We start from the raw sequence: 13,869 nt of genomic DNA on the forward strand, positions 1-13,869 counted from the left end.
CTAAAGAAATTCGCAATCGAGCGGAAATATTTAGACCCTTTCTTCTACCTCGTATTCCTTGAATAAACTCTTTTGATTTCCCATATCGCTTTGGAATTCCACTGGATAATCCGAAGTGAAACAAGCGTTGCAGAAACCTCCGCCCCTATGCTCGCTAACCGCTTTGTGCATAGAATCCACTGAAAGATATGCAATGGAATCCACTCTTAGATACTTTCGAATCTCTTCGATCGTATGAGTAGCAGCGATCAATTCTTTATGGGTGGGAATGTCGATACCGTAATAACAAGGGGAAACTGTAGGAGGAGCGGAAACTCTTAAATGGATCTCGGTGGCACCTGCATTTCGGATCATCTTAATGATCTTGCGGCTGGTTGTCCCTCTCATGATGGAATCGTCTACAATCACAACACGTTTTCCATCCACTACATTCTTCACTACGTTGTACTTTATCTTGGCACCGAAATCTCGGATCTTTTGGTCCGGTTCGATGAAAGTTCTACCCACATAGTGAGAACGGATGAGTCCCGATTGAAAAGGAATTCCAGAAGCTTCTGAATATCCTAAAGCTGCGATATTTGCAGAATCCGGAACAGGAATCACAACGTCAGCCTCTACAGGAAGTTCTTGAGCGAGTTGATTTCCAAGCGCTTTACGGACCTTATACACTGACTCACCAAAAATATTGGAATCAGGTCTTGCGAAATAAATGTATTCGAAAATACATAGAGCCGGTTTTGCAGGAGGGAAAGGATAGAAGGAACGGGTTCCTGTTCTATCCACAACGATCATCTCACCTGGCTCCACATCTCTTTCGTAAGTGGTATCAGTGATATCGAATGCGCAAGTTTCGGATGCGAATACGATGGATCCGTCATCCCTTCTTCCCATTACCAAAGGACGGAAACCGTTCGGATCCCTGACTGCAATCAATTGGTTTTTGGTAAGAACAACCAGGGAATATGCCCCTCTTACTTTTTTCAGAGCAGAAGAAAGCGCAGAAAGCAGATCCGTCTCTCCGGAGCGAGCCATCAGGTGGACAATCACTTCCGAATCGATTGTGGTTTGGAAAATGGAACCTTCTTTTTCCAGTTGGGAACGAACTTCCCAGGAATTTACCAGGTTTCCATTATGAGCCAGAGCGATTGGCCCCAAATGGGACTCGACTCTGAGAGGTTGAGCGTTCCTTAAGAAGCTCGCACCTGTGGTAGAATAACGATTATGCCCGATGGCCGCGGTTCCGGTTAGCTCCCGGATTTTGCCTTCGGTAAAAATATTGGCTACGAGTCCCATCCCGGCGTAACGGTAGAGATGTTCGCCGTCGGAGGAAACGATCCCGCTCGATTCTTGGCCTCTATGCTGCATGGAGTACAGGCCGAGGTAAGTGAAATTGGCTGCCTCTGGAGAATTAAAAATCCCAAAGATAGCACATTCTTCTTTTGGTTTGTCATCTCGGACTAGGGTCCGTAGACTGGACGTATTGGGAATCGAACTCATGGTCCCCCTTCCGACGCTAGTCTCCCAGGTCGCCTTTTAGATGCAAATACAATCCGATTATATTGTCGTAGACAACGTCCGAAGCCTACAGTTGGCATTGATTACTCTCTCTCAATCCGATTGCCTCTCTATTGATACGGAATCCAGCGGTTATTACACCTACTATTCCAAAGTTTGTCTTATCCAAATATCCTCTAAGGGTAAAAATTATATCTTTGACCCTATTCGTTTGGATGATCTCTCCGGGTTAGGACCTCTATTCGAGAATCCAAGCATTTTAAAAATATTTCATTCCGCTTCAGACGATATCAAAGCTCTGAAAAGAGACTTCAGTTTCAAGTTTATAAACATCGCAGACACGATGTTCAGCTCTCGTTTATTAGACTTAGAACAGAACTCTTTGTTGTATCTTGTGGAACATTATCACAAGGTCAAACTCTCCAAGAAGGAGCAAAAATCCAACTGGGAAAAGCGCCCTCTGGAAAAAAGTCAGCTCCAATACGCTGCTTTGGATACAGTTTATCTGGAATCCATTTGGGACAAAATGAGAGAAGAACTCGGAAAACGGAAATTGTTAGACGAAGCGCTTTCAGAGTTCGTAAAGATTGCGGAAGAAGAGCCCGAACCTTTCGAAGGATTTTCCATCAATTTGGAAAAATTTCCAAATGTTCTAGAATTGGGTTCCGACGAAAGAAGGGCACTTCATGATACTCTAGGCTTTCGAGACGAAAAAGCAAAAAAACTGAACAAGGCTCCCTTCCGAGTTTGGAACAACGATAAAGTTTTGGAATTAGTCAAGTCCCGCGGAGAATTAAACAAACTCGTAGATATCGTAGGCAAAAAAGACGCTGAAAATTTATATCAGGTTTATAAAAATCCAAGCGGACCTCCTATCCAAAAAAATGATCTATTTAAAAGATCTATCGAGGATTTATCGGGAGAAGAAGCGGACAGATTCAAAAGATTAAGGCAATGGCGAGAAACAGTTATGTCCATTCGCCGGATGGGTCATAACTTGATGCCGTCTAATAAGAATATCGCGGAGATTGCAAAAAGAAATCCTAAGTCCATCGAAGAATTAAAAGAGCTCGGTATTTTTTCTAACTGGAAAGTCGAAAATTACGGACCTTCTCTTCTGGCAGCAATCCAATCTAAACCGTACGAGACTACTTTGTCCGGTTTGATCCCGATCAAAAAGAAATTTGATTAGATTAGAATTAGATAAATTAAAAAAGGAACTTCCCTTTCTACCCGAAGGAGAACCAAACCTACCGGAAGATGTAGCACATTCTTCCGTGGTCATGCCTGTGTTTCAAAAGAATGGGCAAGACGGTTTCCTTTTACAAAAAAGAAATCCGAATCTTGCTTCTCATCCAGGACAAATCTCTTTTCCAGGAGGAGTAAAAGATCCGGAAGATAAAGATCTTTTATTCACTGCTCTTAGAGAATGGGAAGAAGAGATGGGGGCTCCCAACCAAGAATTGTCCGTGATCGGAAATTACAGAGGGCAACTCACTCACACTGGATTTCATATCACTCCCTTCCTGGCTAAATATTCCGGAGATTTTAAATTCGAATTCAATCCGGAAGAAGTAGAAAGGATCATCATACTGGAATTGGACAGACTTTGGGAAGCTCCGTTTTATAGTATCAAGGGAAGAAGGAGACCTGACTTACCTTTGATGGAAGTATTTTACTTCGATATAGAAGAGGGACTGTTATGGGGAGCCACTGCAAGGATCATTGTGGACTTCTTAAGAGAACACGCGGGCTTTGATCGTTCTCCCATTTTAAGAACTCCTAACCTAAGTTCTGCGCCGTTCTTGGACGTGAAAAAACCTGAATAGTTTCCGTTTAAAACGAAAGATCCAGGGTTTTTGATTTTTCTTTCTTTCTATTTTTTTGTCTCATCTTCCAATTTTTCTTCTAACCCTTACGTCTCTAAAAAATGTAGTCCTACGAGGTTTTCCACTTTAGAGAATTCAAAAGTGGACCGAAATTATATACGACATAATTAAAAACTCTTTTTCCGGGAGTTTTAAAGTTCGTATTCGAACTTCAAAAGGCATTTTACATAGGAGCATTCCAATGAGCAAATTTAAGGATCTATTTAATTCCGATATCCGCACTAGTTATCTAAAAGAGAGCTGGAAAGAAGAGGACTGGTACGAGTCACTCGCCGGCCGACCTGGCATTGAACAAAAAATCCCTTACTTTAAGAAGGGAGAAACTTCTTCATTGAAGGTGGCGGTTCTTAGCAGATGACCCCGGAAGAAAAGGAAGCCCTCTTTCGTAGTCTAGAAGAGATCAAGTTCGCCATCCAAGCAAGTCAGCCTGGCGGAGAATATAAAGCAATCTTGTACAGTATTCCGATTGTAGGGATCATCTTCGGATGGTTATTATTATTCTTCCTATTCTTTTGGTGGTATCGTCAAAGAATGGCGATCATCAAAGCCGGCCTTTACCAAAAAGAAAAATTCGATCTACGTCTTTATTCCTTTTTCTTAGGACTGATCCTTACCTTCGTTGGTATTGCTCTTTCCGTTACTTTCATTTTAGTATTAGGAAAATCTTTAGCGATGCTCGGAGGATTAATCCCTCTCGGAACCGGTTTAGGTCTTCTTTGTTATTATAAATGGTCTCCTAGGAAGTGAATCGGTCCTTCTCCAATCCGATCCTTCCATAAAATAGGTTTAGTATTACTCCCATGAAACCGGAAGAACCCATCCTATGCGATCCGGAGGATTGGGCCAATATCCAAAACGTTCTAGCAGGAGATTTTGAATCATTCGAACAACTCGTATTGAAGTACGAAGCAATGGTTTATTCTCAGGCCAAAAAAGCATTCCGTAACGAAGCGGAAGCCGAGGACTTTACTCAGGATGTTTTCCTAAAGGCATTCGAAGGATTGTCCACATTCAGAGGAAAGTCCAAATTTTCCACTTGGGTCTTCTCCATTGCAAGAAACGAAATCATACGCAGATACCGAAAAGAACACCCTGAGATAGACGCTTCTATAGACACGTTATCCAGTGATAAGCTGGGTGATAACTTCTCCTCTCAAGAATCCGAAGTATTAGAAAAAGAAACCACAGAAAAGATCAGATCCCTGGTGGACAAGTTACCCGAGCTATACCGTAAACCTATATCGTTACACTACTTTGAGAATATGTCCTATAAAGATATCTCCGAAAATTTAAACTTGAAAATGAACACATTAAAGAGTTATATTTTTCGAGGGAAAGAAATCCTACGCGATTGGCTGAAAAAAGACGATGAGCACGGAAAAAGATAAACTTCCCGACGAGTTGCGGGAGCAATTGGATTTTTTTGTAAAACCTCCGGAAGGCAGGGTGAATGACGACGTACCGCCCATGCTTAAGAAAAAAGTAATGCTTCATTTAGTCCATCTGAGGCATATCCGGCTGATTCTGATCACGATTCTGATCTTGGCATTTTCTCCTTTGACTGCCCTTCTGTTTACTGATTGGAATTTTCTCTTCCAAACAGGGCTTTTACATGCGATTTTAGCTACTAGCGGTTTTTTGTTCCTGCTTTTTACGGTTCTAATAGGGATTTATCTTGTGCAAAATAAGAGTCCCTATACCAAGGAATGGAAAAACAAGTTAGGATTCGACGAATGAAATATTTCAGTTTTGGGATCGTTTTATCTTTATTGCTTACCTTCGGAAACCAAATCTCCGCACAGGAAAAACAGGCCGAGACCAAATTAACTGCAAAAGAATTCTTAGAAATGAAGTTAGACTCTGTTTTCCCTCTCATCCAAAACATGAGCAAACAGGAAGCAGATATTCTGATCACACAGATCAGAGAAGAAGCCAGAAAATCCTGGGCCCAATCGGATAATTATTTTTTCTTAGTCGAACACCTGACCACAATCAAAGCGATAGAAGAAGAACAAACCAGGCTAAAAGGTCTACTTTGGGTCTATATTTTAGGTCTGGCTTTATTTTCAGGATTCGTTCTTTATGTCCTTTTCCGTCAAAGAAAGTTGATCAACGAGTTAAACGAAATTATTAAGGACCAGGACTGATCAAAATCCCCGTCTAAGGTTTAGTCCAAAAAGGAACATATTCCTTTTTGTTTACTGGTTGTCATAAGAATAAGCGTGGAATATTCTTTTTCCGGCGATTGTAATGTTTGTGTAAACCTTTTGTAACGATTTTCTGACAATCTGATGGGATGGAACCTATCCAAATCCAAGGATCCTCCACCCCGACGACTAACGATAAAAATCCTCCGAGGCGTAGGAGAAAGAGCTTCAGCGAATTTATGAAAAATGCTTCCGGCAGCCCAGGCCAAAAAATCCTCGTAGTAGATGACGAAGAGGATATCGCAGAACTGATCAAATTTCATTTAGAAGAGAACGGCTACCAAGTAGACACCTGCCAAAACGGTTTAGAGGTGCTTCCTAGGATCGAAAAAAATCTGCCCGACTTAGTGGTATTGGATCTAATGCTCCCAGGTATTGGGGGAATGGACCTTTGTAAAAGAATCAAAGAAAAATATTCTCTACCAATCATCATGGTCACCGCAAAATCCGGAGAGACCGACGCGGTCTTAGGATTGGAACTAGGTGCGGACGATTATGTTAGAAAACCATTCTCCACCAGAGAACTAATCGCAAGAGTACGTTCCGTATTGAGAAGATCAGGAGAAGGAGAAGATGAGCAGGACCAAGAAGGAAACATCACGGTCGGCAAAATTTTTCTGAATCCAAAAGCTCATAAAGTATTCATCAATAACGAAGAAATCGACCTTACATTGATCGAATACAAAATACTCTATCTATTTATGACTAATACGGGTGTTGCCTTTACCAGAGATAAACTTTTAGATAAAGTTTGGGGAAAGGATATTTACGTGACGGATCGAGCTGTCGATGTTAATATTAAAAGACTCCGAGACAAACTAGGAGAAGAGAAGGAGAGGTTGGAAACCATCCGCGGGATCGGTTACAGATTCAATGAGGCGTAGCTTATTTTCTAAACTACTCTTAAGTAACTGGCTTCTACTCGTTTTCCTCATGGCTATTGCGGGGATCGTCCTCTTTTTAGAGGACTTGATCAACCCCGACCTCAAAGTACTTTTATTCTCCGCTTATATCTTATTAGCAATGTTCGGGACATTTTATATGTCCTTTTCGATTGCAAGAAGTGTAACCCAAACACTCAACCAGATCGAAATGAAAACGGGAGAGATCAACGCCGGGGATTTCGGTTCCGAGTTGAGTCTACCCGAAATCCAAGAATTAGCGGATCTTGCAGTCTCTATCAATTTGATGTCGGGACGTTTGAAACACCAATTCGTAGACCTTACGATCGAAAAAGAAAAGTTCGATTCAGTATTACAAAATTTGAAAGAAGGTGTATTCTCCGTTGATTTGGAAGGCTCCATCGTTTTTCAAAACAGAAGTATCCCTGGCTCTTTGATAGAACCTAATTCAGGTTCAAGAAAGGTAGAAGACGCAGTCAAAGATCCAAGACTGCTAGACTTCATTAAAAAGAATCTTTCCGGAAAGGGAGAACCTAAAACGGAACTGGACCTGAGCCAAAACTTCTATGCAATCAAAATGTATCCTCTTAGAACGAATGGGAACCTCCTTATGTTTATAGGAGTAATTCGAAATATCACTGAAGAGAAACAATCTTATCTGATAAGGGAACAGTTTGTACAAAACGCTTCTCATGAATTAAAAACACCGATCACTTCCATCAAAGGTTATACGGAAACATTGCTCGGCCGTTTGAAACTTTTGGAAGAAAGTCATGAAAAAAGATTTTTGGACGCAATCTCTCGAAACACAGACCGAATGGTGCGTATCGTAGAAGATATGCTTACGATCACTAGGATTGAAAACCAAAGTGCAATCGCTCAGCCTGAAGAATTTACTTTAAAGTCTCTGGTAGAAAATCTTTCCTTCACTGTGGATGGTGTTATTTCTCCCAAAGGACAAAAGCTTGTAGTGGAGATGCCTTCTCCTCTGACTATCTCTGCTGACTGGGTTCTCTTGGAACATATGCTCTTAAATTTGATTTCGAATGCTTCTTCTTATTCTCCAGATGATAAAACGATCACTTTGAAAATCGCCAAGGTAGAACCTGATTCCGTGAATTTTCAGGTTATAGACCAAGGGATCGGGATCAAGGACGAGGACAAGGATAGAATTTTTGAAAGATTTTTCCGAGTAGATAAGAATAGATCCAGAAAAGAAGGAGGGACCGGCTTAGGTCTTTCTATCGTGAAACATATTGTGAGATTACATCACGGTTCTGTCAAAGTTTTCGATAATCCGGAAGGTGGAACTATCTTCTCCGTAACCCTTCCATTAGTGTATTCCGAAATTTCCGAAGTTTGAAATCCGAGCATTTGCTCGTAATACGCTTTTCCTAAAACTGCCCCAAAGCGAATATAGAGATTCTATATAAAAATCGGTGATGTATTCACATTACCGAAATCCCGGACCCTCCGGTCGAGGTTAGAACATGGATTATCCTAAGGGCTTTTTGTCATTCGGCACAAATATAGGTATTAAAGATAAAACCAAAGATTTCGGAGTTATCTATTCCGAAAAACCCTGCAAGGCAGCTGCGGTATTTACTAAAAATAATTTTCCAGGCGCTCCAGTCATCGTAGGCAAAGAACATATACGAGATGGAGTTTTGCAAGCTGTAGTCATCAATTCTAAAAACTCGAATGTAGCTACGGGAGAAAAAGGGATCTCAAACTCCAGACAAATCTGTTCCGAGATCGCAAAGTCTCTCGGTATTGCAGAAACTTCTGTATTACCTTCTTCCACTGGAGTGATCGGAGTTCCTCTTCCGATGCAGGTTATACTTCCAGCGTGTGCTCAAGCAAAATCAAATTTAAAACCTGGCAATCTGGAAGAAGTGGCAGAAGCAATTATGACCACAGATACTCGCAGAAAAATTTCCGTGAGAAAGATCAAATCTTCGAATGGAGAAGCAGTTATCTTCGGTATGGCCAAAGGTGCGGGGATGATAGAGCCGAATATGGCTACTATGCTTTCTTATATTCTTACAGACGCTCAAATTGAAGGAGAAGTCTACCCGATCTTAAAGGATTGTGCGGATTTAAGTTTTAATTGTATCACAATCGATTCGGATACTTCTACATCCGATACAGTTGTTTTACTTAGTAATGGTCTTGCAGGTTCAGTAAATGCAAACGAATTCAAATCAGCTCTTTTAGAAATATGTACCGATCTTGCCAAAGAAGTGGCGAGAGATGGAGAAGGTGCAACTAAATTGATAGAAGTCCGTATCAAAAAGTCCAAAGATGAATCCCAAGCCAGAAAGATCGGAAAATCCATACTAAATTCTCCATTGATCAAAACCGCAATTTATGGCGGGGATCCGAATTGGGGAAGATTGGTCATGGCAGTCGGTAAGGTTTTTGACGAACCCATTCCTTTCGACTCTTTGGAAATTTATTTCGGAGGACTTCCTGTCAAAGGTGCGGATACTGAAACTCTCAAAAAATTATCAGAGTATCTAAAAAAGAATTCCGAGATCTTCGTCGATGTGGTATTGAATACCGGAAACAAAGAGATGGTGTTCTGGGGATGCGACCTGACCGAAGGTTACGTGAAGGAAAACGCATACTACACAACCTAAGTTTGCCGAATCCGTATCGAATCCCTGAAACGTGAAGACCTATTTTTCCGATCTACGACTTATCTCTTCGGTTATCACTATAACCGTACGATTACTTTCCGTATTCGTGATCCTAGGTTTGTATGAACTCAGCATTTATCTTCTTCCTAAAGAAATAGAATTCGTAAGTGAAATTTCAGTTCTTACCTGTTTGGTATTCGGGGTTTTCGGACTATTACCCATCCAGGAAAAAATTTCAGGCTTTTTAAAATCCACGTTCGTTTCCGAATATTTAAGCGACGACCCTGGTTCTTCAAGACTCGCTCACAGAAGATTCGATTCAGAAGGATTGATCAAAAACGTATTTCCTGAATTAGTAAGATTGACCAATAGTAATTTCGGAAAATTGGCAATACTAAGAAATGATTTGGTCCATTACGAATTATATACTTACGCTCACAAAAAACAAAGAAAGGTAAACACATTCGAAGGGATCAACCCAAGAGCGGCACTTCTTACTTATATCTTGAACAAAAGATCCGGAGCTATGATCGGAGAACCGGACCAAAATAAAATTATCAACGAAGACTTCGTAAGTTTAAGAGCGAACTTTATTCTTCCTTTCGTTTTTAGAGAAAAACTTTTCGGCTTTTTAGCGGTTTCTAATATTCCGAAAGATAATGTTAGACATGAGCTTGGTTTCCTGGCCGGAAAATGCGCATTAGCGGTCCATAATCAGATCCTTTCTTCTCAAATTGCGGAAAATAAAAAATACAGAAAAGAATTAGAGAATGCGGGCAAGATCCGCAAGTTTTTGGAATCTCCTGAGCCTCCTATGATAGGAGATATAAAAATAGATCTATTGTCCAGAGAACCTGGTGAACTTCTGGAATTTTTCCAAAGTCCTTCCGGAGATTTTTATTTCGTATTTCTACGCTTGAGTGTTACCAACGCAGTTTCCGTTTTAGCACTTTGTTATATATTAGGAACTCTATATTCCTCCAGATTAAATGGAGAATTAAAGAACATTCTTCAGATCAAATCAATGGTAGAAGATAACTTAAAAGAAATCTCATGGACGGAAAAATACGATCTTGCAGTTGGAATGGTAGAAAAGGAAACGGGCAAGATCTCTCTTAGATTTATCGGAAAAAAATTCAAATTGTTCGATGCTTCCAAACCGGATAGGAACTTGGCATCCATCGGCTGGGAAAATATAGAAACTCCCGGCAAAGATGCGCTCTTCTTAACTTTAAATGATCGTAATATTATTTCGTTCCAACATTTGGGGATGCAGCCGTGAGAAATATCCTGATCGTATTTCTTTCCGTAATCCTTTTCAGTTTGATCCTGTTTTCAGGATTATTGAACTCTTATTCTAAAGAAGCAAGACTTCCTTTTTACTTTTACCCGAATGGAAAGATCGCGGTTTCCGGCGGAGCGCATGCAGATCTAGTCGGAATGAAAATAGATCTGATCGAATATGAAATCTTTCGAAAGCTTGGAGCAGATTACGGATTATCCGGACTTTCATTTCATTTTTTTGCAAAAGAAGGAAGTATAGTCAAAAGTCTTTCCCTGGACATGAGATCTTCCTTTGAGGTTCTAAAAGACTTCCTGCCGGATATATTTCTTTCTTTATTATATTTCTTAGTAGCGATCTGGTTTTTCTTTTATACCAGAGATTTATATATTTTCTTACTATTCGGATCTTTATCCTCCTTATTCTTATTTAACTTCTTCTTATTAGCATTCCACGATTTCCTTTTTCCATTTTTCTTCTTCTTATACTTCACTGGATTTTTGATCTTAGACGTTTCCTTCAGATTAAGAGGAAAAGAGATCCCTTCCAGATGGTTTGCACCTCAGGTGATTTTTTCCTTGGTAGCAGGATTTGTAGGACTTTCTCAAAAAGGAAATCCAGATCTGTTTCAGTTCTTATCCATCAATGGAATGTATTTCAACTTATTCTCTGCAGGAATTTGTATCTTGCAGTTGGTATTTCATACATTTAGAAACAAAGGAACGTTTCAGGAAGTTTCTAAAAAATTAAGCATCGTATTAGCATTCTTCTTAATTACGGTCGTTCCGTTCTTAATGGCAGAATTAGGAACAACTAAAAGTTTCTTTATGATCCGTCCTTATTTAATGACGGCATTGATTCTATTTCCAGTCCTGATCGTATTCGGGACTTATACCTATTCTTTAGTGCCGGTACAGATCGCTTTCAGTTCCTCTTTAACTTCTATATACTCTATCTTGATCTTAACCTTCGGATATTTGTTTGGTCTGGAGTTTTTTGTAAGATGGAACCCGGGATTTTTAGGAAAACACCAAAGAGAATGGAATTTATTCTATGTAGTCGCCGCGGCCTACTTTTTAGGTTCATTGAACAATAAATTGTATAAGTGGATAGATTATTGGAGCTTCAGAAATAATCCCAAACTTCACACTGCATTAGAAGAATTATCCGTAATGATCGGTGCTCCGATCTCCATGAGAGCTACGATCAATAATCTGATCCGAAGGCTAGTAGATGCACTAGAGGTAAAAAAACTTCAGATATTGATCCCAGCGGATAAATTTTCCGGAACTGACCTAAGAAATATCAACTTCATTCGAATTCCTTACGGATCCGAAATTTGGACTTATTTCGAAAATCATACCGAAGTTACCATTACTTCTCACCTTGCATACGGATTAGGGATCAGAGAGTCCGTATTTAGATTTTTAAATCAGATGGAAGTCCAACTAGCTTATCCTTTATTCAATTTTGAAAAAGGAAAAGAGGTCATCGCAGTATTTTTGGTCGGAGAGAAGATCAATCGTAAGAATTTTACCCTAGGTGAGCTTAGATTTTTAAAAGAATGTACTAGATTAGCATCCTTACTTATTCGAAACTACTCCCTACTAGTTGATGAAGTGGAGAAGAAAAGAATCGTTAGAGACCTGAATATGGCTGCGGTCTTAGATAAAACTCTTCATTTACCCGAATTAGAGACCATAAAATCGGTTCAATTAGGCTATTTTACACTTCCTGCAGTCGGAATTTCAGGAGACTATCTAGATATTCTCAAACTTTCTCCTAAAAAGCAGTTATTGTTCTTAGGAGATGTGTCAGGACATGGACTTGGGTCAGGTTATCTAGTTTCTGCAGTAAGAGGAATTATTCGCCGTCAGCTGGGCAATTCTTCTTCTCTTCCCGATATTTTTAGAGCGATTAACTTGTTTTTGATCGAGAGATATAGAGGAAGTGAGTTCATGACTTCCATCGCAGGGATATATAACGCTAGCGATGGAGCATTCTCATTCGTAAATGCAGGTCACACTCCACCGATTTGTATTCGAAAGAATGGAAAAATAGAACTTAGAAACGAAACTCAAAGAGTTTTAGGTGTTCTACCAACGGATTATAGAATCTTAACTATTCATTTAAATCCGGGAGATAAATTAGTTTTGTTCACCGACGGAGTGACTGAAACGTTCGATGATAACGAAGAAATCTTCGGAGAAGAGAATCTTTTAAGAATATTATCCTTAAATCACGATAAAGATGCCCAATCACTAGCTGATCTTATTAAAAAAACGCTAGAAGAGTTTAGAAATTACAAAGAACCTAGCGATGATATCTCTTTTGTTTGTCTAGAAGTCGCTGAGTAAGTATCACTTAGTGTTAAATCAACTTCTTTAAATTTTTTTCCTAAAATTAATTAAAATACTTTACAATGAAAAGTAAATTGCTTAATTATGTCACTATCCAAGATCTTTACTGATCTATCATATTATATGAAGAGCATTAAAGATCTAATACATGGAGGACGTCAATGGTTGCAAAAAAGAAAGCAGTCAAGAAAGCAGCTAAGAAAAAAGTAGCAAAGAAAAAAGCTGCTAAGAAGAAAGTTGCGAAAAAGAAATAAGTAACTTCAACAACATCTCTTCCATATTTGTTTATGGAGGAAATGAAGCTTAAAACCCGCTTCTATGAGGCGGGTTTTTTCTTTTATAGCCCTTCTTAAGTAGTAATTTCCGAATTTTGCAAGCGTTGTGTTGTAAAAATACAACACTTTAGGTGTGATCAACTTAAAGATTTATATATTTAAGCACGTCTTTCATCTCATCTCTGAAATCTGGCAGTGCATTTCCATAATTTTTAACTAGTTTCGCTTCTCCTTCTTCCGTAATTTCGAATAACCTATACTCTTTTTCAGTTTTAGGAGAGTTCTCTAGCTTAAAAAACTTAACTGCATGCTTGCTATAGCGGTTATATGCAGTGAATTTATGATAATAGAAGCCTTCTTTCTTTGAATTTACGGGATATGGAAGGTAATATTCCGCTCCTAATACTAAAATATTCGGCGTAACAACCGCCATTCTAGTCCAAGTAGCAAGATTTAAGGGATAATTCTCTTCTAGATAAGCCTTTTTATGGTTCTTTTCCCAAACGTTTAGGATCTTTTTGCGACTTTCATCGGCTTGTTTATATCTTTCCAAGCCATTCAAACAGATTTCCATCAAAGAAAGAAGCTGTAACGACTCAGAATTGGATGATTGAAGTTCTTTTTGGACTAGTTTTTTAGCTGAAATGAAGTCTTGAGAGTATATATTCTCCCAAATTTTCTCGATATTCGCTGCAGAACTCTTCTCTTGAGCGTTTAAGTTCAGATTTAAAAAGCTAAACGCTAAGAATAAATTCAGAAAAGTTAAATATCGCCTCGAGATAAATGTTTTCATTCAA

The 13,869-nt window shown here is 39.4% G+C and carries 14 protein-coding genes; 12 read left to right on the forward strand and 2 right to left on the reverse strand.

The genetic code is table 11. The features are described 5' to 3' along the window. Positions 1-30: 30 nt before the first annotated feature. A complete protein-coding gene (purF, locus tag CH365_RS05435; RefSeq protein ID WP_100767590.1) occupies positions 31-1,497 on the reverse strand; it encodes an amidophosphoribosyltransferase in 1,467 nt (488 codons plus the stop codon). Positions 1,498-1,537: 40 nt separating this feature from the next. Here purF and CH365_RS05440 point away from each other — a divergent pair, with 40 nt between their 5' ends. The 12 genes from CH365_RS05440 to CH365_RS05495 all read left to right on the forward strand — a co-directional run bounded on the left by CH365_RS05440 (position 1,538) and on the right by CH365_RS05495 (position 12,794). After that, positions 1,538-2,707 (forward strand): ribonuclease D, encoded by a 1,170-nt coding sequence (locus tag CH365_RS05440; RefSeq protein WP_100767591.1) that lies wholly within the window; start codon positions 1,538-1,540, stop codon positions 2,705-2,707. Beyond that, the gene (locus CH365_RS05445; RefSeq protein WP_425268540.1) at positions 2,703-3,344 is read left to right on the forward strand and encodes an NUDIX hydrolase; all 642 of its coding nucleotides are present in this window, start codon (positions 2,703-2,705) and stop codon (positions 3,342-3,344) included. Before CH365_RS05440 ends, CH365_RS05445 begins: the two co-directional genes overlap by 5 nt. 241 nt (positions 3,345-3,585) lie before the next feature. Further along, positions 3,586-3,762 carry an LIMLP_16695 family PerRB-regulated protein gene (locus CH365_RS19960; RefSeq protein ID WP_020769516.1) on the forward strand — a complete coding sequence of 59 codons (177 nt, stop codon included), beginning with the start codon at positions 3,586-3,588 and terminating at the stop codon, positions 3,760-3,762. Further along, positions 3,759-4,151: a hypothetical protein gene (locus tag CH365_RS05450; RefSeq protein WP_100767593.1), complete on the forward strand. Its 393-nt coding sequence runs from the start codon at positions 3,759-3,761 to the stop codon at positions 4,149-4,151. Before CH365_RS19960 ends, CH365_RS05450 begins: the two co-directional genes overlap by 4 nt. 53 nt (positions 4,152-4,204) lie before the next feature. Then, positions 4,205-4,792, forward strand: coding sequence for an RNA polymerase sigma factor (locus CH365_RS05455; protein WP_100767594.1), 588 nt, complete (start codon positions 4,205-4,207; stop codon positions 4,790-4,792). After that, positions 4,773-5,141: a hypothetical protein gene (locus CH365_RS05460; RefSeq protein WP_100767595.1), complete on the forward strand. Its 369-nt coding sequence runs from the start codon at positions 4,773-4,775 to the stop codon at positions 5,139-5,141. Before CH365_RS05455 ends, CH365_RS05460 begins: the two co-directional genes overlap by 20 nt. Next, entirely contained in the window at positions 5,138-5,551 is a 414-nt protein-coding gene (locus tag CH365_RS05465) for a hypothetical protein (protein ID WP_100767596.1), read from the forward strand. The genes CH365_RS05460 and CH365_RS05465 overlap by 4 nt, the downstream gene beginning before the upstream one ends. Positions 5,552-5,790: 239 nt before the next feature. Next, positions 5,791-6,495, forward strand: coding sequence for a response regulator (locus CH365_RS05475; protein WP_008590830.1), 705 nt, complete (start codon positions 5,791-5,793; stop codon positions 6,493-6,495). After that, positions 6,485-7,876 (forward strand): HAMP domain-containing sensor histidine kinase, encoded by a 1,392-nt coding sequence (locus CH365_RS05480; protein ID WP_100767598.1) that lies wholly within the window; start codon positions 6,485-6,487, stop codon positions 7,874-7,876. The genes CH365_RS05475 and CH365_RS05480 overlap by 11 nt, the downstream gene beginning before the upstream one ends. 127 nt (positions 7,877-8,003) lie before the next feature. Beyond that, positions 8,004-9,155: a bifunctional glutamate N-acetyltransferase/amino-acid acetyltransferase ArgJ gene (argJ, locus tag CH365_RS05485; RefSeq protein WP_100767599.1), complete on the forward strand. Its 1,152-nt coding sequence runs from the start codon at positions 8,004-8,006 to the stop codon at positions 9,153-9,155. Between the two features lie 31 nt (positions 9,156-9,186). Then, positions 9,187-10,437 (forward strand): hypothetical protein, encoded by a 1,251-nt coding sequence (locus CH365_RS05490; RefSeq protein ID WP_100767600.1) that lies wholly within the window; start codon positions 9,187-9,189, stop codon positions 10,435-10,437. Further along, positions 10,434-12,794, forward strand: coding sequence for a PP2C family protein-serine/threonine phosphatase (locus CH365_RS05495; protein ID WP_100767601.1), 2,361 nt, complete (start codon positions 10,434-10,436; stop codon positions 12,792-12,794). The genes CH365_RS05490 and CH365_RS05495 overlap by 4 nt, the downstream gene beginning before the upstream one ends. Positions 12,795-13,214: 420 nt before the next feature. Here the strand turns inward: CH365_RS05495 and CH365_RS05500 are convergent, their stop codons facing one another. After that, entirely contained in the window at positions 13,215-13,865 is a 651-nt protein-coding gene (locus CH365_RS05500; RefSeq protein WP_100767602.1) for a hypothetical protein, read from the reverse strand. Positions 13,866-13,869 lie beyond the last annotated feature (4 nt).

Origin of the sequence: Leptospira neocaledonica (assembly GCF_002812205.1) — a bacterium.
Lineage (GTDB): Bacteria > Spirochaetota > Leptospiria > Leptospirales > Leptospiraceae > Leptospira_B > Leptospira_B neocaledonica.

Coding starts and splice junctions, on each gene's coding strand:
- purF (WP_100767590.1), bottom strand. CDS start 1,497: ATGAGTTCGATTCCCAATACGTCCAGTCTACGGACCCTAGTCCGAGAT.
- CH365_RS05440 (WP_100767591.1), top strand. CDS start 1,538: ATGCAAATACAATCCGATTATATTGTCGTAGACAACGTCCGAAGCCTA.
- CH365_RS19960 (WP_020769516.1), top strand. CDS start 3,586: ATGAGCAAATTTAAGGATCTATTTAATTCCGATATCCGCACTAGTTAT.
- CH365_RS05450 (WP_100767593.1), top strand. CDS start 3,759: ATGACCCCGGAAGAAAAGGAAGCCCTCTTTCGTAGTCTAGAAGAGATC.
- CH365_RS05455 (WP_100767594.1), top strand. CDS start 4,205: ATGAAACCGGAAGAACCCATCCTATGCGATCCGGAGGATTGGGCCAAT.
- CH365_RS05460 (WP_100767595.1), top strand. CDS start 4,773: ATGAGCACGGAAAAAGATAAACTTCCCGACGAGTTGCGGGAGCAATTG.
- CH365_RS05465 (WP_100767596.1), top strand. CDS start 5,138: ATGAAATATTTCAGTTTTGGGATCGTTTTATCTTTATTGCTTACCTTC.
- CH365_RS05475 (WP_008590830.1), top strand. CDS start 5,791: ATGAAAAATGCTTCCGGCAGCCCAGGCCAAAAAATCCTCGTAGTAGAT.
- CH365_RS05480 (WP_100767598.1), top strand. CDS start 6,485: ATGAGGCGTAGCTTATTTTCTAAACTACTCTTAAGTAACTGGCTTCTA.
- argJ (WP_100767599.1), top strand. CDS start 8,004: ATGGATTATCCTAAGGGCTTTTTGTCATTCGGCACAAATATAGGTATT.
- CH365_RS05500 (WP_100767602.1), bottom strand. CDS start 13,865: ATGAAAACATTTATCTCGAGGCGATATTTAACTTTTCTGAATTTATTC.